At 66.7% G+C, this 21,937-nt stretch carries 25 protein-coding genes; 2 read left to right on the top strand and 23 right to left on the bottom strand.

Going from position 1 to position 21,937, the window contains the following annotated elements; genetic code table 11:
- Window positions 1–7: 7 nt before the first annotated feature.
- From nuoD to FHU31_RS09645, 18 genes are all read right to left on the bottom strand, one after another.
- On the bottom strand, window positions 8–1,333 hold the full coding sequence (nuoD, locus tag FHU31_RS09560) for an NADH dehydrogenase (quinone) subunit D (protein ID WP_167157769.1): 1,326 nt from the start codon (window positions 1,331–1,333) through the stop codon (window positions 8–10).
- Complete coding sequence (locus FHU31_RS09565) at window positions 1,333–2,007, bottom strand: NADH-quinone oxidoreductase subunit C (RefSeq protein ID WP_167157771.1); 675 nt, start codon at window positions 2,005–2,007, stop codon at window positions 1,333–1,335. The genes nuoD and FHU31_RS09565 overlap by 1 nt, the downstream gene beginning before the upstream one ends.
- Window positions 2,004–2,558: a NuoB/complex I 20 kDa subunit family protein gene (locus FHU31_RS09570; RefSeq protein ID WP_090355436.1), complete on the bottom strand. Its 555-nt coding sequence runs from the start codon at window positions 2,556–2,558 to the stop codon at window positions 2,004–2,006. The genes FHU31_RS09565 and FHU31_RS09570 overlap by 4 nt, the downstream gene beginning before the upstream one ends.
- Window positions 2,549–2,923 (bottom strand): NADH-quinone oxidoreductase subunit A, encoded by a 375-nt coding sequence (locus FHU31_RS09575; RefSeq protein WP_167157773.1) that lies wholly within the window; start codon window positions 2,921–2,923, stop codon window positions 2,549–2,551. The genes FHU31_RS09570 and FHU31_RS09575 overlap by 10 nt, the downstream gene beginning before the upstream one ends.
- A gap of 159 nt (window positions 2,924–3,082) precedes the next feature.
- Window positions 3,083–3,484 carry an Rv3143 family two-component system response regulator gene (locus FHU31_RS09580; protein ID WP_167157775.1) on the bottom strand — a complete coding sequence of 134 codons (402 nt, stop codon included), beginning with the start codon at window positions 3,482–3,484 and terminating at the stop codon, window positions 3,083–3,085.
- Between the two features lie 10 nt (window positions 3,485–3,494).
- A complete protein-coding gene (locus tag FHU31_RS09585) occupies window positions 3,495–4,004 on the bottom strand; it encodes a YceI family protein (protein ID WP_167157777.1) in 510 nt (169 codons plus the stop codon).
- Entirely contained in the window at window positions 4,001–4,369 is a 369-nt protein-coding gene (locus FHU31_RS09590; protein WP_167157779.1) for a nuclear transport factor 2 family protein, read from the bottom strand. Before FHU31_RS09590 ends, FHU31_RS09585 begins: the two co-directional genes overlap by 4 nt.
- Before the next feature lie 19 nt (window positions 4,370–4,388).
- The gene (locus tag FHU31_RS09595; RefSeq protein WP_167157781.1) at window positions 4,389–4,715 is read right to left on the bottom strand and encodes a DUF6285 domain-containing protein; all 327 of its coding nucleotides are present in this window, start codon (window positions 4,713–4,715) and stop codon (window positions 4,389–4,391) included.
- Window positions 4,712–5,692, bottom strand: coding sequence for a phosphotransferase family protein (locus tag FHU31_RS09600; protein WP_263988137.1), 981 nt, complete (start codon window positions 5,690–5,692; stop codon window positions 4,712–4,714). Before FHU31_RS09600 ends, FHU31_RS09595 begins: the two co-directional genes overlap by 4 nt.
- The gene (locus FHU31_RS09605; protein ID WP_167157783.1) at window positions 5,689–6,927 is read right to left on the bottom strand and encodes an acyl-CoA dehydrogenase family protein; all 1,239 of its coding nucleotides are present in this window, start codon (window positions 6,925–6,927) and stop codon (window positions 5,689–5,691) included. Before FHU31_RS09605 ends, FHU31_RS09600 begins: the two co-directional genes overlap by 4 nt.
- 20 nt (window positions 6,928–6,947) lie before the next feature.
- Complete coding sequence (locus FHU31_RS09610) at window positions 6,948–7,562, bottom strand: TetR/AcrR family transcriptional regulator (RefSeq protein WP_167157784.1); 615 nt, start codon at window positions 7,560–7,562, stop codon at window positions 6,948–6,950.
- Between the two features lies 1 nt (window position 7,563).
- Window positions 7,564–8,454 carry a hydroxymethylglutaryl-CoA lyase gene (locus FHU31_RS09615; RefSeq protein ID WP_167157787.1) on the bottom strand — a complete coding sequence of 297 codons (891 nt, stop codon included), beginning with the start codon at window positions 8,452–8,454 and terminating at the stop codon, window positions 7,564–7,566.
- Entirely contained in the window at window positions 8,451–9,653 is a 1,203-nt protein-coding gene (locus FHU31_RS09620) for a CaiB/BaiF CoA transferase family protein (protein ID WP_167157788.1), read from the bottom strand. Before FHU31_RS09620 ends, FHU31_RS09615 begins: the two co-directional genes overlap by 4 nt.
- The gene (locus FHU31_RS09625; protein ID WP_167160838.1) at window positions 9,650–10,840 is read right to left on the bottom strand and encodes an alpha/beta hydrolase family protein; all 1,191 of its coding nucleotides are present in this window, start codon (window positions 10,838–10,840) and stop codon (window positions 9,650–9,652) included. Before FHU31_RS09625 ends, FHU31_RS09620 begins: the two co-directional genes overlap by 4 nt.
- An 8-nt stretch (window positions 10,841–10,848) precedes the next feature.
- The gene (locus tag FHU31_RS09630; protein ID WP_167157790.1) at window positions 10,849–11,952 is read right to left on the bottom strand and encodes a homogentisate 1,2-dioxygenase; all 1,104 of its coding nucleotides are present in this window, start codon (window positions 11,950–11,952) and stop codon (window positions 10,849–10,851) included.
- 153 nt (window positions 11,953–12,105) lie between these two features.
- Window positions 12,106–12,546 (bottom strand): NAD(P)H-dependent oxidoreductase, encoded by a 441-nt coding sequence (locus tag FHU31_RS09635; RefSeq protein ID WP_167157792.1) that lies wholly within the window; start codon window positions 12,544–12,546, stop codon window positions 12,106–12,108.
- Entirely contained in the window at window positions 12,546–13,703 is a 1,158-nt protein-coding gene (locus FHU31_RS09640) for an acyl-CoA dehydrogenase family protein (RefSeq protein ID WP_167157794.1), read from the bottom strand. The genes FHU31_RS09635 and FHU31_RS09640 overlap by 1 nt, the downstream gene beginning before the upstream one ends.
- A gap of 44 nt (window positions 13,704–13,747) precedes the next feature.
- Window positions 13,748–14,314, bottom strand: coding sequence for a TetR/AcrR family transcriptional regulator (locus FHU31_RS09645; protein WP_167157795.1), 567 nt, complete (start codon window positions 14,312–14,314; stop codon window positions 13,748–13,750).
- A 231-nt stretch (window positions 14,315–14,545) separates the two neighbouring features.
- Here FHU31_RS09645 and FHU31_RS09650 point away from each other — a divergent pair, with 231 nt between their 5' ends.
- Window positions 14,546–15,514 (top strand): esterase family protein, encoded by a 969-nt coding sequence (locus FHU31_RS09650; protein WP_167157797.1) that lies wholly within the window; start codon window positions 14,546–14,548, stop codon window positions 15,512–15,514.
- Between the two features lie 67 nt (window positions 15,515–15,581).
- Here the strand turns inward: FHU31_RS09650 and FHU31_RS09655 are convergent, their stop codons facing one another.
- The 4 genes from FHU31_RS09655 to hisN all read right to left on the bottom strand — a co-directional run bounded on the left by FHU31_RS09655 (window position 15,582) and on the right by hisN (window position 20,553).
- Window positions 15,582–16,976: an FAD-dependent oxidoreductase gene (locus tag FHU31_RS09655; RefSeq protein ID WP_208410185.1), complete on the bottom strand. Its 1,395-nt coding sequence runs from the start codon at window positions 16,974–16,976 to the stop codon at window positions 15,582–15,584.
- A 114-nt stretch (window positions 16,977–17,090) separates the two neighbouring features.
- Entirely contained in the window at window positions 17,091–18,299 is a 1,209-nt protein-coding gene (locus FHU31_RS09660) for an acyl-CoA dehydrogenase family protein (RefSeq protein ID WP_090355394.1), read from the bottom strand.
- 20 nt (window positions 18,300–18,319) lie between these two features.
- Window positions 18,320–19,696 carry an acyl-CoA dehydrogenase family protein gene (locus FHU31_RS09665; RefSeq protein ID WP_167157799.1) on the bottom strand — a complete coding sequence of 459 codons (1,377 nt, stop codon included), beginning with the start codon at window positions 19,694–19,696 and terminating at the stop codon, window positions 18,320–18,322.
- An 80-nt stretch (window positions 19,697–19,776) separates the two neighbouring features.
- Window positions 19,777–20,553 carry a histidinol-phosphatase gene (gene hisN, locus FHU31_RS09670; RefSeq protein ID WP_167157801.1) on the bottom strand — a complete coding sequence of 259 codons (777 nt, stop codon included), beginning with the start codon at window positions 20,551–20,553 and terminating at the stop codon, window positions 19,777–19,779.
- Between the two features lie 23 nt (window positions 20,554–20,576).
- On the opposite strand from hisN, the gene FHU31_RS09675 reads away from it, so the two are divergent.
- Window positions 20,577–20,924, top strand: a complete 348-nt coding sequence (locus tag FHU31_RS09675) for a hypothetical protein (protein WP_167157803.1) — start codon at window positions 20,577–20,579, stop codon at window positions 20,922–20,924.
- On the opposite strand, the gene FHU31_RS09680 is transcribed toward FHU31_RS09675, so the two are convergent.
- A complete protein-coding gene (locus FHU31_RS09680; RefSeq protein ID WP_234901170.1) occupies window positions 20,921–21,868 on the bottom strand; it encodes a type IV toxin-antitoxin system AbiEi family antitoxin in 948 nt (315 codons plus the stop codon). The two genes, FHU31_RS09675 and FHU31_RS09680, sit on opposite strands and share 4 nt — an antisense overlap.
- Window positions 21,869–21,937: the final 69 nt, after the last annotated feature.

The raw sequence follows: 21,937 nt of genomic DNA on the forward strand, positions 1-21,937 counted from the left end.
CTGGTACTCACCTGTCTACGCCTCCCATGACCGGGTCGATCGACGCGACCGCCGAGATCGCGTCGGCGACCATGCCGCCCTCGCACATCGCCGCCACCGCTTGCAGATTGGTGAACGACGGGTCGCGGTAATGCACGCGGTAAGGCCTGGTGCCGCCATCGCTGACGATGTGCACACCCAGTTCCCCGCGCGGGGATTCGACCGCGACGTACACCTGGCCGGCCGGCACCCGGATGCCCTCGGTGACCAGCTTGAAATGGTGGATCAACGCCTCCATCGAGGTACCCATGATCTTGGCGATGTGATCTGGGGAGTTGCCCAGCCCGTCGGGGCCGACCTTCAGATCGGCCGGCCAGGCAAGTTTCTTGTCGGTCAACATCACCGGCCCCGGCCGTAGTCGGTCCACGCACTGCTCGACGATCTTCAGCGACTCCTTCATCTCGTCGACCCGGATCAGATAGCGGCCCAGGGCATCACAGCCGTCGGCGGTGCACACGTCGAAGTCGTAGGTGTCGTAGCCGCAGTACGGTTGTGCCTTGCGCAGATCGTGGGGTAGGCCCGTGGAGCGCAGCACCGGCCCGGTGATGCCCAGTGCCATACATCCGGTCAGGTCGAGGTACCCGATACCTTCGGTGCGGGCCTTCCAGATGTAGTTGTCGCGCAGCAGCTTCTCCATTTCGCGCAGTTGCCCCGGCAGGTTCTTGAGCAGGTCGCGCAGCTGGGGCATGGCCTCGTCCGGAAGATCGGCCGCCAGCCCGCCGGGCCGGATGAACGCGTTGTTCATCCGCAGGCCGGTGATGGTCTCGAACATGGAGAGGATGGATTCGCGGCCGCGGAACCCGAAGAACATCGCCGACATGGCACCCAGTTCCATCCCCCCGGTGGCCAATGCCACCAGATGACTGGAGATGCGGTTGAGCTCCATCAGCAGTACCCGGATGACGGTGGCCCGCTCGGGGATGTCGTCGGTGACATCGAGCAGCTTCTCCACCCCGAGGCAGTAGGCCGTCTCGTTGAAGAACGGGGACAGGTAGTCCATCCGGGTCACGAAGGTCACGCCCTGCGTCCAGGTGCGGAACTCGAGGTTCTTCTCGATGCCGGTGTGAAGGTAGCCGATTCCGCAGCGGGCCTCGGTGATCGTCTCGCCTTCGATCTCCAGGATCAGCCGCAACACCCCGTGCGTCGACGGGTGCTGCGGACCCATGTTGACGACGATGCGTTCCCCGGCGTGTTCCCGGGCGGCGGCCACGACCGCATCCCAGTCCTGACCGCCGACCACGACGACGGGCGGGCCGTCGGGCGGGATGGTGGGAATGTTGCCCTGCAGCGTCATCAGTTGTAGGACCTCCGCTGATCGGGCGGCGGGATCTCGGCGCCGTGGTACTCCACCGGGATTCCGCCCAGCGGGTAGTCCTTGCGCTGAGGATGGCCGACCCAGTCGTCGGGCATCTCGATCCTGGTCAGTGCGGGATGGCCGTCGAAGATGATGCCGAAGAAGTCGTAGGTCTCCCGTTCGTGCCAGTCGGTGGTCGGATACACCGAAAACAGCGACGGCACATGGGGATCGGCATCGGGTGCGGCGACTTCGAGGCGAATCCGGCGGTTGTGGGTGATCGACATGAGCGGATAGACCGCGTGCAGTTCCCGATCGTGCTCATCGGGATAGTGCACGCCCGACACACCCAGGCACAGCTCGAAGCGCAGACCGGGATCGTCGCGCAGCGTCTGCGCCACCGCCATCAGGTGAGCGCGGCGCACCTCCAGCGTCAGCTCGTCGCGGAACACCACGACGCGCTCGACCGCTGCCTCGAATATCTCCTGGCCCAACGTTTCGGCCAGCCGGTCGACCACGTCGTCGAAGTACCCGCCGTAGGGACGTGGTGAACTGCCGGGCAGTGCGACTTCCCGGACCAGGCGACCATATCCGGAGGTGTCACCGGAGCCGTGCACACCGAACATGCCCCGGCGCTCGCCGATGATCTCCTTGTCGGTCACCTTGTCCGTCATCGCAGCAGCCCGGTCAGTTCGATCGTGGGCCGTGAGGCCAGGGCGGCCTGCTCGGCGGCGGCGATGGCCTCGGCCCGGTTCACCCCGAGCGGCATCTCGGCAATCTTGGCGTGCAGCTTGAGGATTGCGTTGAGCAGCATTTCCGGACGCGGGGGACAGCCAGGCAGGTAGATGTCCACCGGCACGATGTGATCGACGCCCTGCACCACGGCGTAGTTGTTGAACATACCGCCCGACGACGCGCATACGCCCATGGCCAGTACCCATTTCGGTTCGGCCATCTGGTCGTACACCTGGCGCAGCACCGGTGCCATCTTCTGGCTCACCCGGCCCGCCACGATCATCAGATCGGCCTGCCGCGGAGTGGCGGAGAAGCGCTCCATTCCGAACCGGGCGATATCGAAACGCGGACCCGCGGTCGCCATCATCTCGATGGCGCAGCACGCCAATCCGAACGTCGCGGGCCACAACGATCCTTTGCGGACGTAGCCGGCCACCTTCTCCACCGTCGAGAGCAGGATTCCGCCGGGTAATTGTTCCTCTAGTCCCATGACAGACCTCCCCGTCGCCACACATAGGCGTAGGCGACGAACACCGTGAGCATGAACAGAATCATCTCGACCAGCGCGAACATCCCCAGGGAGTCGAATGAGACCGCCCAGGGATAGAGGAACACGATCTCGATGTCGAAGACGATGAACAGCATCGCCGTCAGGTAGTACTTGATCGGAAATCGCTGCCCCGTGGCCAGCTTGGCGTCCTCGGCCGCAAGCAGCGGTTCGATACCGCACTCGTAGGCCTCGAGTTTGGCCCTGTTGTAGCGGCGCGGGCCGATCAGCACGGCGATACCGACCGAGCCGACCGCGAAGGCCGCTGCGATCACCCCGAGTACGAGGATGGGTAGGTAGATGTTCATAGCTCCCCCGTTGGGCTTTCGATGTGAGCTAGAACACAGCTTAGTCACGCTACCGGTCGGACCGGCGCATTTTGGCTAGGATGAAAATGACAGCTGGGTTACCACGTCCTCACCGGCGACGACGTGAAGAATTAACGGCCACAGCGCTTTTCGTGCTGCTTAGAGAGCTGCCCCACGGAGCAGGGATGCGACCGCCTCACCGAGCCGGATCGGGTCGATCGGATGCGATACCGCTGCCTCGGCTCGTGACCACGTCGCCAGCCAGGCGTCGTCGGCCCGGCCGGTCAGCACCAGGATCGGCGGGCAGTCGGTGATCTCGTCCTTGAGTTGCTTGGCCAGTCCCAGGCCGCCGGTCGGCGCGGCCTCACCGTCGAGGATTGCCAGATCGAACCCGCCGTCGGCGAGCTGCTGGACGACGACCGGTGCGGTCGCGACATCGAGATAGCTCAGTTCGGGCAGATCCGGGTGCACACGGCGGCCGAGTGCCGACCGCACTGCGTCGCGGGTGCGGGGATTGGAGCTGTATACGAGGATCCGGACCTGCGCGTCGGTGTCGGCCACGCCTGCGATGCTACGACTGCCGGACGAAGACCGCGGTGGCTTCGATGTTCACCGCTTCGCCCATCATTCCGAACAGGTTGCCGTCCACGCCGTAGTGCAGCCGGTTCAGGGTGGTGGTGGTCTGCAGTCGCAGCGCACCCTCGCCGTCTGCACGGACGTGGGTGGGCAGTTCGAGCTCGCGCTGCACGCCCTTGACCGTCAATTGGGCGCGCAGCGACACCCAGCCCGGCTGGGTGGCCTCGGCGGACTCGATCGAGACCGCGATGCTGGGAAAGGCCTGGACGTCGAAGAAATCCGGCGACCGCAGGTGCTCGTCGCGTTTGCGGATACCGGTGCGCAGCGATGCGGCGCCGATCTGCAACTGCCCGGTCACGCTGTCCTCGGTGGCCCGCGCCGATCCGCTCACGTCGGTGAACGTTCCCTTGACGTGGGCCAGGCCCCAGAAGGTCGGGCTGTGAAACTCCAGCGTGGTGCGCTCGGGGTCGAGCTGCCAGTCGCCGAACCAATCGCTATTCGTCATGACATCAACGGTGCCATATCCGCCGGGTCGAAGTACTCGTCGATCCGGGTGATGAGCCCGTCGGTGCCCACTTTGAGGACGATGCAGACCCGCAGCGCGATGGACGCGCCGTTGGTCGCGTCGGCGTGCAGGATGTGCTGTTGGACCAACCCGCCGTCGAAGAACTGACGGTCGAGGATCTCGTATCGTCGCGCGGTGGTGGTGTCGATGAACCATCGGATCACCTTCAGCGCGCGCCGCCTGTCGTTGTCGTGGGTATCGCCGCTGTGCCACACCGTGACGTCGTCGGCCCACAGCGCCTCGACGCCGGGGTAGTCGCCGCGCTCGATGGCGCCGAACAACCGGTTCGCCACATCGATGCTCATCTGGCCTCCTGCTGTTGAATCACTCGCGTTCATAGCCGGGATGTGCGACGGCCAGCCGGTGCCGTACCAGCGCGTGCAGTGCAGGCAGCACCTCGTCGCCGCTGGCCCCGGAGCGGATGGACGCCGCCAAGGCGGGTTCGTCGGCGAAACCCAGTGCGTCCAGAGCCCGGCGGGGAATCTCGGCGCTGTCGTCGAGCAGTTCGCGTTCGACGGTACGCAGCACGTTGGCCGCGACGCGGGCGTGAAAGTTCACCGCCCCGCTGGTGCCGTCTCGGACCTCGGTTTCCAGGAACTCGGCGACGGCGGCCACCAGTTCGGCCGCGGTCGGTTTGTAGTGCAGATTCATGCGGAACTTCCCGAGTCGCTGCGCTCCAGCCCTGCGGAACCCTCCAACAACGTCAGCAGGTCGTATTCGGTTTCGCACACCCGTCGTCCGATGGCGGCCAGTTCCACCGAACGGGTCTGCCCGGATCGATGCCGCTCGTACTGATAGCGGCAGATGACTCCCCAGCGCAGGGTGGCCAGCACCAGCCACCAGTGCAGGGCGGGCCGGTCGATTGCGGCGCCGCCGGCGTTCTCGTAGGCGGTGACGAATTCCTCGATGCTGCCCAGCCCGCCCGCACCGAGGTCTCTGGGCGCGCCGAATCGCCACGCCCTGATGCAGAACCACGCCAGATCGTCGGCGGCTTCACCGATATGGGTGAGTTCCCAGTCCAGGACGGCCGCCAGGCTGCCGTCGGCGACGATGAGGTTGCCCATCCGGAAGTCGCCGTGTGCGAGCACCGGGGCGGTCGGGGCCGGACGGCGTTGTTCCAACCACCGGAACGCATACTCGAAGGTGGCCGTGGTGTCGCCCATTTCGTCGAGCTCGTGTCGCCAATCTGTCAGCGGATCCGAGACGGGCAACCCGATACCCTCGGGATCGGCACGGTGGATCTGTGCCAGTGCCTGCGCGCATTGCGTCAGCAGTGCGGCCCGGGAGCTGTCGTCCAGGGTGCGTGCGATCTTGCGGACGATCGTCTCACCGGCGATGAAATCGCACACCAGGTAGGGATTGCCAAGCGGTTCAACCGAGTTGGAAGCCGCAAGGACACCGGGCACCGGCGCACCGCCGGCCGCGGCCCGGCGCAGCGCCGCGGCCTCCAGTTCCATCCCGGCGTGAACCTCATCGGGTGGGCCGGTGCGCAGGATCAGTGGGCGGTCGTCTGCTGTGAACGCCCACGTGGCTCGGCTGGCGCCCCCGGTGAGCACCCGAAGATCGGCGATGCGGACGGTGCCGAGTACCGGTTCGAGCACCCCTGCGAGGGCTTGCGGATCGATCACTTGCGGCCGAACTTCAGCATCCGCTGGGCCACGCGGCGGATCTGGATCTCCTCGGCCCCCTCGGTGATCCGGTATCGGCGGTGGTGGCGGTAGATGTGTTCGAACGGTTCGTGGCGGCTGTAGCCGACGCCGCCGTGAATCTGCATGGCGCGGTCGGCCGCCTCACACACGAGCCGGTTGGCCCGGTAGTTGGCCATCGAGACCTTGTCCGAGACCTCCATATGGTGATCGCGATCCAGGTGCCAGGCTGCGTAGTACACCAGCAGCCGCACCATCTGCGCTTCGGTCTGCAATTCGGCCAGTGGCCACTGCACCGCCTGGTTCACCGACAACGGCTTGCCGAACACGATCCGGTCACCGGCGTACTGCGCGGCCCGGTCGATACAGTATTGCGCTGCACCCAGGCTGCTGGCTGCCTGCCGAATCCTGTTCTCGTGCAGGAAGGTCTGACCGACCTCGAGGCCGTGATCCACCTCGCCGAGCACCGCGTCGGCGGGCACCCGGACATCGGAGAGTTCGACCTCACCGTGGTCGCTGGGCATGTTGAACGTCCACCAGTAGTAGGGGACGGTGAAGCCCGGGGTGTCGGTGGGCACCAGGAAGGCGGTGATCCCCGTGGCAGACCCAGCCGAGCCGGACGTTCTCGCGAAGACCAGGTCGTGGGTGGCCCGGTGCACCCCGGTGTTCCAGCGTTTGGCGCCGTTGATCACCCAGTCGTCGCCGTCGCGTACCGCGGTGGTCTCCATCCAGGTGGCGTCGCTGCCGTGGTTGGGTTCGGTCAACCCGAAGGCCATGGAGCGCTCGCCGGTGAGCATCGCCTCGACCCATTCGGCCTTCTGCGCCTCCGTGCCGAACCGGCTCATCATGATGACCTGCGGGAAGTTCCCGACGATCGACGATTCGTCCTGAAGGTCGTTGTGCAGTCCGAGGCCCTTGTGCGCCAGGTGTTCCCGGATGACGGCCATGTCCAGGTTGCTGCCGCCGCGCCCACCGAACTCCACCGGCAGCCCATACCGCAGCCAACCCGCGGCATCGGCGCGCCGGCGCATCTCGTCGAGCAGATCCTCCCATTCTCTGGCCGGCACGCCGCCGTTGTCCAGGTCGGTGCGCGCGAACTCGCGGCGCCGGTCGAAGTACTGCATGTTCTCGCGTTCCAGCGGTGTGATCTCCGCCTCGATGAACGCATCCATCTCGGCCAGCAGCACCGGAAGATGTTCGGGTAAAGCGAAATCCACTCTGATCTCTCTTTCGTCCTTTAGAAGCCGTACAGGGTTCGCTTCCAGATCGTCGACAGTGTCTTGATCGCGTCCTGGTCGCTGATCTGCAGTTCGGATCCCGGATTGCCGACCACGACGACGGTGAAGTTCTCGAAGAGCAGCGCGATCGCGGCGGCGACGTGCTCATCGGCCAGGTCTTGGGCGTAACCCTGTTGGCGGGCTCTGCGCACCGATCCGGCGACCATGTCCATGCCGAACCGGCGGAACTCGTGCTGCACCTTGGCGAATCGCGGCTGGGTGGCGCCCAGTTGGGCGACGGCGATCATGATCCCGATGTTCTGCTTGAACAGATTCCAGTACCCGGTCACCACCGTCGTGAAGTACTCGGTGTCTTCGGGGGAGTCGGGCAACCGAACCCGGGTGCCGGACGGTTCGACGATGTCATGCAGGAAGGATTCGGCCAGCGAGGCCAGCAGGTCTTCCTTATCGTCGAAGTAGCGGTAGAACACCGCCGAGGATTTGCCCGCCGACGAGGTGATGTCCGCCAGGGTGGTGCCGTGAAAGCCGCGTTCGGCGAACAGTTTCCGGGCCGCCAGCTCGATGGCTTCGCGGGTCTGGCGGCCTTTGGCGGTCAGTGCTTGGGCGGGCGCCATATCAGGCCAGGATGCGATCCCCGGCGCGCAACAGCGCGCTGGGCAGTTCGTGGCCGACGGCGTCCTGTGCCACCTTGGCGGCGTCGATCGCGCGGTCCAGGTCGACGTCGACGTCGATATCGCTGTCGCGCAACAGGTACACCAGATCCTCGGTGGCGATGTTGCCGGAGGCGCCCGGGGCGAACGGGCAGCCGCCCAGGCCGCCGACGGAGGCGTCCAGCCGGGTCACCCCGGCCTGCACCGCGGCATACGCGCTGGCCAGTCCCGCGCCGCGGGTGTTGTGAAAATGCGCGCCGAGGGGGATGTCCCCGATGAGGGGTTTCAGCTTGCCGATCAGCACGCTGACGCGCCGCGGGGTGGTGGTGCCGATGGTATCGGCGATGGCGATCCGGTCGACGCCGAGTTCCACTGCGGCGATGGCGATATCGAGCACGTGGCGGGCAGGTGTCGGGCCGTCGAATGGGCAGTCCCACGCGGTCGCGATGATGACCTCGACGGTGGCGTCACTGTCGTGCGCGATGCGGGCCACGTCGGCGATCGCGGCGGTGGCCTCGCTGCTGGAGCGTCCGACGTTCGCCATGCTGTGCGCATCCGAGGCCGATACCACGTACTCGATGGACCGCAGCCCGGATGCGATGGCGCGCTTGGCGCCGTTGGCGCTGGCGACCAGAGCGGAGAATTCCACGTCGGGGAACCGGTACAGCTCCTCGGCGAGTTCGGCGGCGTCGGCGAGGGCGGGCACCTTGGACGGTGAGACGAACGCGGTGGCCTCGACCTCACGCACCCCGGTCGCCACGATGGCCTCCAGGAGTGCGACCTTGGCCGCCAGGGAGATCGGCTTCTCGATTTGCAGGCCGTCGCGCAGGCAGACCTCACGGATGTCGACCTTCATAGGACGCCCTCCTCCTGTAGCGCGGTGATCTGGTCGGCCGACAGGCCGAGCAGGCCACCGAACACCTCGTCGTTGTGCTGGCCGGGGCGCGCGGAACCGGCGTTGCGCACCGAACCGGGGGACTCGGTCAGCACGGGAACCACACCGGGTCCCTTGACATTTCGCTCGATCCGCTCATCCCAGTGGTCGGCGATCATGCCGCGGGCCTGCAACTGCGGGTCGGCGACCACTTCGGCGACGGTGTTGATCGGCCCGGAGATCACGCCGGCCTGCGACAGCGTATCGATGATCTCGGCGGGCTGCCGTTCCGCGGCCCAGTCGCCGATGATCTTGTCCAGTTCATCCTGATTGCGGCCACGGGCAACGTGATTGACGAACCGGTCGTCGGTGGCCAGCTCGGGCCGGCCCATCGCCTCGCAGAGGCGCCGGAACACGGTGTCCTGATTGGCGGCGATCACCACCCAGCTGCCGTTGGCGCTCTGATAGATGTTCGACGGCGCGATACCCTCCAGCCGGGTACCTGACGGGCCGCGCACCACGCCGCCGACATCGTAGTCGGGGATGGTGGATTCCTGGATGGCCAGACATGATTCGGTCAGCGCGGTGTCGACGACCTGACCGACGCCGGTGACGCTGCGCCGGTACAGCGCGGCCAGTGCCCCCTGGGCGGCGAACATCCCGGCCAGGCTGTCACCGAGGGAGAGCGCCAGCCGTGGGGGAGGGCCGCCGGGAAATCCGTTCATATGCCGCAGGCCGCTGGCGGCCTCGGCGACCGAGGCGTACCCGGCCTTGCCGGCGTCCGGCCCGGTCTGCCCGTACCCGGACACCCGCACCAGGATGATGCCCTTATTGCGTTCGCGCAGCACGTCGTAACCCAGGTTCCACTTCTCCAGGGTCCCGGGCCGGAAGTTCTCCACGATCACGTCGGAACGGTCGACCAGTTCGAGAAACAGCGCCCGGCCGGCTTCCTTTCGCAGATCCAGGGTGACGGCCTTCTTGTTGCGGGCGTGCACAGTCCAGAAGAAGTGGTGCCCGTCCAGTTCGGCCTGTCCCCAGGTGCGCAACGGATCCGGGGCGGAGGGCAGCTCGATCTTGAGCACCTCGGCGCCCATGTCCCCGAGCAGCCGGCCCGCGAACGGGCCGGAGATCAGGGTGCCGAGTTCGAGCACTCTGATGCCATCGAGTGCGCCGGTGGTCATGGCGTTTCCAGCGAGAATCCGTGCCGGTGCAGCCAGTCCGTGCAGATCCCCACGGCCTGGCGCAGCGTGCCGCGCTGATCGGGTCCGGAGTAGTAGTGGTTGGCCCCGGGGATCTCGTGCATCTCCTTGTCCGGATGCCCGATCGCCTCGTACAGCCGACGGGTGTGGCTGGGGGTGCAGGCATCGTCGGCGAGGTTGCCGATCACCAGTGCGGGCACCGCGATGTCAGGGCCGGCCTTCACGGCGTCACCGTTGGCGTCGTCATAACTCCACTGTGACAGCCAGCTGCGCAGGGTGCAGAACCGGGCGAGGCCGACCGGGCTCATGTTGACCACCTGGGGGTCGCCCAGGTAGCACTGGCCGGGGGTGCGGTCATTGGGATCGACGGTCGGATCCAGCCAGCGCGGATCGGCCATGGTGCCGTGCACGACGAACGCGAATTCGTCGTCCGCTCGGCCGGCGGCCTTGAGTTCGGCGAGCTTGTCCTTGACCCAGGCCGTGATTCGCCGGTTCCGGGCGATCTGGGCCTGGTGGTAGCGCTCCAGGAATTCCGGGGTATAGGGCGGTTGATTGGGATTGTCCGGGTTGTACAGGTCCAACTCGGGGTCCCGCTTGGACGGGTCGTTCTCGTCGAGGATGGAAGCGTCCATCCATTCGGTCATGGTGCCGTGGCGGCTGATGTGGGCGGCCAGCAGCATGATGCCATCGGCCGGGATGAGACCCAGCTTGGTCAGGTCGGGGCCGTCGCCGGACGGGCTGGCGGTGACGGTCGGGTGCTGGGCCTGCTGTTGGTAGAACACCGACAGTGAGCCGCCGCCGCTCCAGCCGGCGAGCACCACCTTGGAGTAGCCGAGCCGGTTCTTGGCGTCTTTGATGCACTCGCCGAGGTCTTCGACCACCTTCTCCATCAGCAGCGCGGAGTCGGTGCCGCGGAACCGGCTGTTGCAGTAGATGACATGGTGGCCGGCGCGGGCCAGTGCGTTGATCATCGGCAGGTAGGCGCCCCCGCCGATCGGGTGCATGAACACCAGCACGGTGTCACTCTGTTTGGTCTTGGGCTTGAGCAGATAGCTCTCCAGCACCACCAGTTCGGCCACGCCGCCGTAGACGTCGCGGACCGATGAGGTGTTCTGGTACGCGACCAGATAGGGGATGCGCTCGTACTCGTACTTCACGGGTGTTTCCACGGTGGTCACTAGTGCTGCCCCAGATCGTTGGCGAGGATTTCGGCGGAGGGTGTGAGCCGGCGGCGGGTGTCGATGGCGATCACCGACCAGTCGACCCGGTCGTAATCGTCGAACCTGCGCCGGGCCCGTTCCCGCGCCTTCTCGGGTGCGCCGTGGTGAACGCCTTGCGGCGCATGGGAAACCAGACCGGGTGGCATCGGGATGCCGTACAGCGAGCCGGAGTGGAAGAACGCGATCTCGTCATAGTCGACGTTGCGGTGATACCACGGTGTGCGCTCGGTGCCGGGCACGCTCTCGGCCGGCTTGGGCAGGAAGTTCATCACGTACACCCCGGTGGCCTGCATGAACAGATGCACCGTCGGCGGCAGGTGCACGCTCTCGGAGGTGATGACGGTGTAGTCCTCGATATTGAAGGTGAACGGGAAGTTGTCTCCGCGCCATCCCTCGACGTCCAGCGGATTGTGCTGGTAGAAAAGCGAAGTCGGCCCACCTGCGTGGATCAGCCGCACCTCGTATTCTCCGTCGGCCGCTGGCCCCACGCCATCGTCGATCGGTGCCGGTTCGGGGACGGTCACCTGCGCCGGGTCGAACGGGAAGTGCCGGCCCAGGATGCCGGCCGGCGGCACCCGGAAGTCGTCGGTGGCCTGGATCATCAGCCAGGTCGATTCTTCGTCGGGCACCTGCCGGAACGTGCACGCCTTCGGGATGTACACCCAGTCGCCTTCGCGGTACCGCAGCGGGCCGAACTCGGTCTCCAGCAGGCCGGCGCCCTTGTGGACGAACACCAGAAGGTCACCGTCGACATACCGGACGAAGAACGGCATCTCCTCGCTGCGCCGGCTCAGCAGCACCAGGCAGTCATCATTGGAGTACATCAGCAGCGGCCCGCCGTGAGCGTCGGTGGCGTCGCTGGGCTTGAGTTCGGATGACAACACATCGGTGGGCCGCAGAGGACCGACGGTGCGGTAGGCCGTGGGGTCGTGGCGCCGGTACATGTTCGCGGTGCGACCGACGAACCCACCGCGACCGAGTTCGTCGTCTTTGAGGCCGTCCAGGTCGGCGTGCACACGCTTGGGCGTCTTGCCCTTGCGTAGGTGGACGAAGGATTCCATCTCGCTCCTCGATGATCGGGCGATGCAAAACTGAAAGTGACTTTACTTTTTGTTTCGCGAAGAGGCAAGGGTGCTCGGGCGTCGGCTTTGCGCTTAGAACCGGACCGTCAGGGAGCCGGCACACCCTTCGTCGGGGAACCTCGGGCCGGAGCGCTAACGTCCTGCCGCGCGGGCCAGTTCGATCGCCTCGGCCCGCAGTTGCAGCGGTTTTCCCTCGCCGAGGGTGCCCACGTGTTCGCCGCGTTCGTTGAGGGTGAAGCTCGCGATGGGTTGCACGATGATATCGATCCAGGCCTTCCGGGCATGGGGCACATGCCAATTCCACATCGGTGAGGACACCACCAGCCGGTCGAAGCCGCGTACCCGTTCGATCTCGTCGAGCACCCGCTGCCACGCACTCTGCTGATCATCGGTGATCGGATCACCGAACAACTGCGCGAACTTGGCCAGGGCGGCGTCCCGGCCGAAGCGCAGTACATCATCGCCCCACACCGAGAAGCGTTCGTATTCCTGGCCTTCCAGATAGGCCAGCGCCAGCTGAGACGACAGCGCGTCGTCACCCTTGGGACTGGCCTCGATCCACAGCGTCGCCATCAGATCATCGAGGTACGGGGGATCTTCAAGCCCAGGCTGAGCGCCCCGGCCAGCTCGCGGCTGGTGTCGTAGTCGAACACCACGTGCCCGGCCAGCACGTCGACATCCCGTTTGAACCGTTGCAGCGGGTTGGACAGGAAGTGGATGCTCGCCCCACCTGCGCCCAGCAGTTCCGCGATGACGGCCCGTGATTCGGTGACGATATGCGCTGCGGCCAGCCGGGCCTGTGCGCGGACGGGTCTCTCGACGGCATCGCCGGCCTCGACGATGGACTCGATCTCACCGACGGTGTCGGCGAGCAGCCCACGCAAGGCGCGTAGCCGGACGTGTGCCCCCGCCAGGTGTGCCTGGGCGATCGGCTTGTCCTTCTGCATCACGCCCTCATACGGCAGCACCCGTTCGGCGAGTCGTTCCGCGTAGATCTCGGTGACCCGCTCGGCGCCGCCCAGTGCGGGCATCGACGCCAGCAGCGCCAGGGCGGGCACCATCGGCCAGCGGTAGGTGGCCGCGTCGTGCAACCCGGCTCCCGGCGCGGTGCCGGCATAGATGTCGGTCACCTTCACCAGGCGATGCTCCGGCACGAAGGTGTCGGTGACGATCGCGTCGTTGGACCCGGTGGCCCGCATGCCATCGGTGTGCCAGACGTCCTCGACGGTGACCTCGCTCATCGGCAGCAGCGCCAGCGCCGGATAGGCAGCGTCATCCGGCCCGCAGAGCGCGGCGACGATGATCCAGTTGCCGTGCATCACGCCGGTCGACCAGGACCACCGGCCGGTCAGCCGGATCCCCCCGTCGACGGCCACGCCGCGGCCCGTCGGGGCCAGGGGAGCGGGCGCCAGGAACGGCCTGCTGCCGAAGGCCTCCTCCTGGGCCTGCTCGCCGAACAGCGCCAGCATCCAGTTGTGCAGGGCGAAGAAGCCGATGGTCCACGCGCTCGAGGTGCAGCCATGGGCCAGCCGCCGGACCGGATCAAGGAGGGCGGGAAACGGGGCCTGGGCTCCTCCGTACCGTGCCGGCACCAGGAGATCGGTGAAACCCGAGGCCAGCAGGTCTTCGACGGTGGCGTCGGGCAGTCGGCGCAAGGCTTCGGCTTCGTCGGCGCGGGCGGCGAGCGCGGTGACGAACTCGCCGGTGATCTCGGGCTGCGTGGTCAGCATGGCCAGAACGTACCATACCTTTTAGTATGGAATCGATGGGTGCGTCAGGTGGCCAGCATGAGATCCAGAAATCGTTCGCTGCGGGCGGCCTGGCGCGGATGGGGGACGGGCCCCGACAGATGCAGTAGGCCGATCCCCACGGCAAACGTCGCGTCGGCCCGCAACTCGGCCTCGTCGGGGGCGAAGCCGGAGTCGAGAAACGCGGTGCGCACAGCCGCCCACACCCGGCGGTCGGCGGCGCGCACACTCTCTGCCACCTCGTCATCGGTGCGGGCCCATTCGCGCATGGCGCGCTCCAAGGTCCAATGTCCAGGGGTGATGAGCGAGGCCATCATGTGCCGCAATCGGTCGCGGGGTGGCAACGATCCGATCTCTTCTATCGAGCGGCGATCCCGGTCGCGGAGCTCACCCCAACCCTGCACAAGCGCTGTGCGGTAGCTGGGCATGCCGTCGAAGTGCCAGTAGAAGCTGCCTTTGGTCACCTCGAGGTGGCGGCACAAACGATCGATTTTCAGGGCTTTTATCCCTTCGGCGGCGAGGATCGTATAGCCGGCTTGCAGCCAGTCATCGACTGATAGACGATTGCTCGAAGAGGTCCGTTCACCCGCCATGAAGCGAAGCCTACGGCGGCACGCCGTGACCCCGGACTTTCTGAACTTGCTGGCACCGTGTTTTACTGCAATCCGCGACAACTGAATTTCTCGGTCCGCTCTGCTGCCCGAACGTCAGGTCGAGCGGACGCGTGATATCGCCGTGCAACGGAGCGCTGCGGTGTCGCTGGGCGGTGCCGCCATCGTCCAGAGCCGAGCGTGACCGCGGACAATGTGAGTTGGGATGGATTTATGCAGAACGTTTTAGGCCGGTGGATGCGCCGGATCGGGGCCGCCGCCGCGGCCGCCCTTGTCATTCCGGGCGCGGTCGCCATGACCGGCGAAACCGCACCGGCGGGAGCCTTCTCCCGCCCGGGTTTGCCGGTGGAGTACCTGCAGGTGCCGTCTCCGTCGATGGGCCGCGACATCAAGATCCAGTTCCAAAGCGGTGGCGAAGGTTCGCCTGCGGTCTACCTGCTCGACGGTCTGCGTGCACAGGATGACTTCAATGGGTGGGACATCAACACCCCGGCCTTCGAGTGGTTCCTCAACAGTGGCCTGTCGGCGATCATGCCGGTCGGTGGACAGTCCAGCTTCTACGCCGACTGGTACTCCCCGGCCCGCAACAAGGGCCCGACGCTGACCTACAAGTGGGAGACCTTCCTCACCCAGGAGCTGCCGCAGTGGCTGCAGGCCAACCGCGGCGTCAAGCCCACCGGTAGCGCCGCCGTCGGTCTGTCGATGGCCGGCTCCGCCTCGCTGACCCTGGCGATCTGGCACCCCGAGCAGTTCGTCTACGCGGGCTCGCTGTCGGGCTTCCTGAACCCCTCCGAGGGCTGGTGGCCGTTCCTCATCAACATCTCCATGGGTGACGCCGGCGGCTTCAAGGCCGACGACATGTGGGGCAAGACCGAGGACCCGAACAGCGGCTGGAAGCGCAACGACCCGATGGTCAACATCGACCGCCTGGTGGCCAACAACACCCGCATCTGGGTGTACTGCGGCAACGGCCAGCCCAATGAGCTCGGCGGCGGCGATCTGCCCGCCACCTTCCTCGAAGGCCTGACCATCAAGACCAACATCACCTTCCGCGACAACTACCTGGCTGCGGGCGGTAAGAACGGTGTCTTCAACTTCCCGGACAACGGCACGCACAACTGGGCGTACTGGGGCCGGGAGCTGCAGGCGATGATCCCCGACATGCAGCGCGTGCTGGGCTGATCTGCGCCATAGATCTGCGAGATAGAAGAGATCCCCCGGGGCCTGAAAAGGTCCCGGGGGATCTCTTTTATGCGTTCTCGCCCGCGGAAGCCGCTACCGGCTGGAGGGCCGCGGTGGGCGCGGGGCGCCGCAGATTCACCCGGGCGACGCGGGCCGCGAAGTCGGGCCGGAGCAGCTGGATCGGGGAGTCCATCATGCCCGTGACGCGCAACAGCTGGACCGCGATATCGACGTCGGTCTCGGCCGCCCTCATCACCCAGTCGAGGTAGGCGTTGGACAGCCGCATCGACAGCGGGCGCGGACCGGCCACCTCGGGCAGGGAGAGATCCGAGCCCACCGCGGTCTGCCATGCCACCCGGAGCCGGCGGGCGCTGGCCTGGAAGAAGCGCCGAGACACGTCGCGATCGCCCCGGCGCAGGCACTCCCGCAAGATGGTGGACTCGATGGCGGCCATCGTCATACCTTGCCCGTACACCGGATTGAAGCTGCAGATCGCGTCACCGAATACCAACAGCCCCTGCGGAAAGCGCTTCATCTTGTCGTAGCGCCGCCACCGATTCGAGGGCACGCGGTAGTGCTCGACCTCGCCGAGCGGGGTGGCCGCGCGGACCGCTGCGACGGCGTGCGGCGGCGCGAATCCCGCGCCGAAGGTGAGCATCTCGGCTCGGTTCGCGGGTGCGTCCTGGCCGCACATGGATCCCACCGTCATCATCCAGGTGTCGTTCTCATGGCCGACGATCGTCCACGCCCTCGGCCGGCCCGGCGCCGGGAAATAGCCGATCATCTGCTCGGGCAGGGCGCCGGCCGGTATCTGCAGCAATTGGCTGGCATAGGCGAGTTTGACGACGAGCTCGTCCGTGGGTGGGCTGCTGTAGCCCATCTCGCGCAGGAACGTCGGCGTCCGGGAGCCGCGACCGGTCGCATCGACGACGAGGTCGGCTTCCGTCACCCGGGGATCCTCGCCGCCGTGGCTGACGATTGTCGCGCCGGTGACACGACCGGCGTCCGGGCAGCAGGTCAGCCCGACCACATCGTGGCCGTCGAGGACCGTCACCGTGTCGATCGCGCGGACCCGCCGGCGGACATTGCGTTCGAGCAGAGGCCGGCTCGGAAAGTACAGTCGGGCGGCGTCCGGCGATTCGGCATCGGTGTGGTGGGCCAGGACGTGGCCGGCAATCGCCACCTGCATGCGCGTCATCTCGGTGGACAGGGTGGCGGCACCGTCGCGGACCAGTTCGTCACCGAACCCGGGGAACAGTTCTTCGAGTATCTGCGCGCCTCGGGCCAGCAGGACGTGCCCGTGCCGGCCTTGGGGCACGCCGCGGCGGGGGACGGGCTCGTCGTTCAGCTCATCGCGTTCGACGATCGTGACGCGGTGATAGCGCTCGGACAGCACCCGCGCCGCCAGTAGCCCTCCCATGCTCGCGCCCAACACCACCGCGTGCTCACCGAGAACAGCCATTCTTGGAGTGTCGGCGCGCTGGTCGGCGCGACGTAGGGTAATTCGGTACTCGAATCGGCACACGCCGACGGCGCCCGCACGAAATTCCGTACGGGCGCCGCCAACGTCGTGAAATTACTTCAGCTGGGCTGAGGACAGCCCCAGCAGCCGTCGTGCGACGACCAGCTGCTGAATCTGCTGCGTGCCCTCGAAGATGTCCAGGATCTTCGAATCCCGCGCCCACTTCTCCAGGAGTGCCTCTTCGGAATAGCCTGCGGTGCCGGCCATCTCGACGGTCTTGAGGGTGATGTCGGTACCCACCCGGGCGGCCTTGGCCTTACCCATCGAGGCTTCCTTGGAGTTCGGGATCTTGTTGTCGGCCTGCCATGCCGAGCGCACCGTCAGCAGGTAGCCGGCTTCCCAGTCAGCCTCCATCCGCAGGAATTCCGCGGCGGCGGCGCTCTGCGCGTGTGCGGGCTTGTCGTAGGAGATCTCGATCCCGGCGTCGGTGAGGATGGTGCGCAGTTCCTCCAGCGCCGCCCGGGCGACGCCGACAGCCATCGCGGCCACGATGGGCCGGGTGTTGTCGAAGGTCTCCATGACCCCGCCGAAGCCCTTGTCCACCTTGACTTCCGGATCGCCAAGGAGGTTCTCCTTCGGGATGCGGGCGTTGTCGAAGCGGATCACGGCGGTGTCGGAGGCCTTGATGCCGAGTTTGTGCTCGAGGCGTTCGACGATCACGCCGGGATGTTCGCGTGGCACCACGAACGACTTGATGGCGGCCCGGCCCAGTGACTTGTCCACGGTCGCCCACACCACGATGTGGGTGGCCCGGGAGCCCGCCGTCACGAAGATCTTCTCGCCGTTGATGACGTACTCATCGCCGTCGAGCGTGGCCGTCGTCGACACGGCCGCCGAGTCGGAACCGAAGCTCGGCTCGGTGATGGCCATGGCGGCCCACACCTTGCCGAAACGCTCCAGCTGCTCCTTGGTGGCCACGCTGGAGATGGCGGCGTTGCCGAGGCCCTGATAGGGCACCGTCAGCAGCAGGGCGACATCGCCCCAGCTGACCTCCAGCGCATTCAACAGGGCAGACATGTTGGCGCCGTTGACGTTCTTCTCGGAGCCCTCGCCGGCGGTGAACGCGTCGGCGCCGGCCAGGGAGAGGGTCTTGGCCTCCGAGATCCCCTCGAACAGGCTGGCCAGGGTGTCCAGCTCGACCGGGTAGGCGTGCTCGGCCTTGTCGTATTTGCGGGAGATCGGCCGCAACATCTCGGCTGCACCCTGGTGGCCCTTCTCGAGGACCGCTTGTAACTTCTTCGGGAGTTCCAGATTGATTGCCATGCAAGCCTCCTGAGCTTGTCTTAGAGAACCACAACGCCTTCGGCGACACCGATTGCCCGCAGATCGCGGTACCAGCGTTCGACCGGGTGTTCTTTGGTGTAGCCGTGGCCACCGAGCAGCTGGACGCCGTCCAGGCCGATCTGCATGCCCTTGTCGGCGCCGAACTTGCGAGCCAGCGCGGCCTCACGGGTGAAGGACAGGCCCTGCTCGGCGCGGGCGGCGCCGCGCCAGGTGATCAGCCGCAAGCCGTCGAGTTCGATGGCGATGTTGGCGGCCATGAACGCGACCGACTGGCGGTTGGCGATGGGCTCGCCGAACGCTTGGCGCTCCTTGATGTAGGGGATGACGTAGTCCAGCACGGCGTGTGACGTGCCGACAGCCAGTGCGGCCCAACCCAATCGGGCCAGGGCGATGGCTTCGGAGTAGTCGTTGTCGGTGGCCTCGTCCTCGCCGAGCCGGTTGTGCAGCGGGACGGCGACGTTGTCGAGTTCGATCTTGCCCAGGGCGGCGGCGCGGATGCCCATGCTCGGGTCGGCCTTGACGGTCAACCCTTCGGACTTCGATTCGACGATGAACAGCGCCGGCTTGCCGTTGAGCTGGGCGCCGATGATGAACAGTTCGGCGTCGGCGGCGGCAGGCACCAGCGATTTGACGCCGGACAGCCGGTACCCGCTGGGGGTGCGGACCGCGGTCGTCTTCAACGCGGTCGGGTCGAACAGCGCATGCGGTTCGGTGATGGCGACGCAGGCCTGCGGGACGTTCTCGCCGGCGAACTCGGGCAGGTAGGTGGCCTGCTGGTCGGCGCTGCCCCAGTGGGTCAGGGCCGAGGCGACACCACCGGGCGCCAGGATCGGCAGGGCCAAGCCCATATCGCCGTAGGCCAGCGCCTCGGCGACCAACGCGGTGGTGACGGTGGAACGGTGGGCAGCGATCCCGTCGAAATCTTCGGGGATGTTGATGGCGGTGATGCCGAGTTCGGCTGCCTTGGCGATCAGGTCAACGGGGTAGGTCGCGGCATCGTCGGCGTCGTGCGCGGCGGGGCGCAGGATCTCGGCGGCGAACTCCTCGACGGTTTCGACGATGAGCTTCTGATCCTCGTCGGGCGTGAGGTCGAAGTAGTCGGATCCACTGGGCTTGAGCCGGGTGGCCGGCTTGCCGAGTCCCTGGATGCGCTTGATCTGGCGCGTCGAGGCGCCAGCGGCGGAGAACGCCGTCTTGACGCCGTAGCGCAGGCCCTTGTTGAGCGGATCGCGCAGGCCGTAGCGGTCCAGGAATTCCTGGCCGACGATGGGGGTGATCAGCGCCAATCCAATATCGGTCGCTGTCCGCTTGTGCTTTTGCAGCCCGATGGCACTCTCGGGTCCGGTGCGCTTGGGGCGGGATTCGATCTGGGTCATGTGCAGCCTCGTCTAGTAGGTGCGGTGTGCCATGACCGTATCTTACTCCCGAGTAAGATCGGCAAAAGCTGTTACTAAGTTCACACCAGGCGGCGCAGGACCTGGTCGTGCAAGAGGCCGTTGGTGGCCAGCGCGCTGCCGCCGTGCGGGCCGGGCCGGCCGTCCACGCTGGTGAAGGTTCCGCCGGCTTCCCTGATGAGGATGTCCAGCGGCGCGATGTCCCACACCTTCACCTCGGGTTCGCAGGCAATGTCCACCGCGCCCTCGGCGACCAGGCAGTACGACCAGAAATCCCCGTAGGCCCGCACCCGCCACACCTCGTCGGTGAGTGCCACGAACTCCTCACGGCGGTCCTCCCACCCGGTGGTGAGGTCGGAGTACGACAGGCTGGCCGCGCTCAGTTCGGTCACGCCGGACACCTGAATCCGGCGGGTCGACCCGTTGAACGACGCGTACGCACCCTCGCCGGCAGCGGCCCACCAGCGCCGGCCCAGCGCCGGTGCGCTCACCACGCCGACCACCGGCACACCGTCGTCGACCAAAGCGATCAACGTGCACCACACCGGCACCCCGCGCACGAAGTTCTTGGTGCCGTCGATCGGATCGATGATCCAGATGCGGCCCGCTGTCGTCCCGGAAGTCGTTGCGCCGCCGAACTCTTCGCCGAACACCGCGTCTGCGGGCCGCGCCTGCGCCAGTGCCGCGCGCAACGCCTCCTCGGCGCCCTGGTCGGCGTCGGTGACCGGGGTCAGATCCGGTTTTGTCTCGACGCGCAGATCCAGCGCGCCGAAGCGCTCCATGGTGAGCGCGTCGGCCTGATCGGCGAGCTGCAGGGCGAGCGTGAGATCGGTACTCATGGCTGCAGTCCTACCATGGGGCTATGTGGGAATTCGCTCTGCTGTTGCTGTTGGTCGGCGCGTTGGTCCTGATCGTCGTGCCGCGACTGCGCAACCGGCGGGGCACTCCCGGCGATTGGCAGTCCGGCCAGCTGTTGGTGACCGGTCTGAGCCCCCGGCCGGACGCCACCGGTGAACAGTTCGTCACCATCACCGGCGTGATCAACGGCCCCACGGTGGCCGAGCACGTGGTGTACCAGCAGCTGGCGGTCGACGTCGACCAGTGGCCGACCGTGGGCCAGTTGATCGCCGTCGTCTACTCGCCGAAGAATCCCGACAACTGGCGATTCGCGCCGTCGCAGGTGCCCGACCACCCGGGCGAGTTGTCCTAGCCCGCGAGATTGCAGTTATCGCCCGAAAGAACGAGTGCACGCCGCAGCAACTGCAATCTCGCGGCGAGCCGGGCCCGTGCCGGATGTGGTGGGCCGAGTTTCCCGTCCCAACCGCGGGCGAGCAGGGTGCGGTACGTCCGTTCCAGGATCTCCCAGTCGCTGTCCTCTTTGATCACCCGCACGACGTTCCACCCGAGTCGTTCGATCCGGGGGAGTGTGCGTAGGTCTTTCACGTACTGAAACCGATTGGTGCGGTGTTGATCTCCGTCGTACTCGACGACGACCAGATGCTCCGCCCAGCCCAGGTCGACGGTGCGCAGCACCCTGCGGCCGTCCAGGATGGGGATCTGGGTGACCGGCCGCGGGAAGCCGGTGTCGAGGAACAACAAGCGCAGGCGGCTTTCCTGAGGTGAGGCCGCGCCGCCGTCCACAAGGGGCAGTATGGCGCGCAGTTGTTTGAGCCCACGGACGCCGCGATAGCGCTCCGCCAACATGGACACGTCCGCGGTGTCGAATGCCGTGACGCGCTTGAGTTCATCCATCCGGGCGAGCGCCTCGGTCCGCGGCCGGTATCGTCCCAGGTCGAACGCGGTACGGGCCGGCGTTGTCACCCGGACGCAATCCTCGACCATCACCTCGTCGGCGCCGAGGCGGTCGCGCCGCACCACGATCCCCGGCGGCGGCCGACTGATGGTCCAGATCATCTCGACGTCGATGTCCATATCGATCCAGCGGGCGCCGTGCAGTGCCGACGCGGCGAGGCCGGCGATGACCCCCAGCTTGCGGGAGCGGAGGAAGGCGCCGTCGATGCGCTCGTCGAGGGTCAATTCGTGCCCCCTGGGCGCATAGACGTCACGGTGGATGCGGTCGTGGTGGCGGCGCAATTCGTGTGGCGTGACCGAACCGTGCGCCAGGGCCTGCGTGCCCACGATGAGCTTCCTCATACCGGGATGTTCACCCCGGGTGCCGACAGATCTCCTCGACATTGCGGTTGTTGTGCACAAGTGCGAGTG

Origin of the sequence: Mycolicibacterium fluoranthenivorans (assembly GCF_011758805.1) — a bacterium.
GTDB lineage: Bacteria > Actinomycetota > Actinomycetes > Mycobacteriales > Mycobacteriaceae > Mycobacterium > Mycobacterium fluoranthenivorans.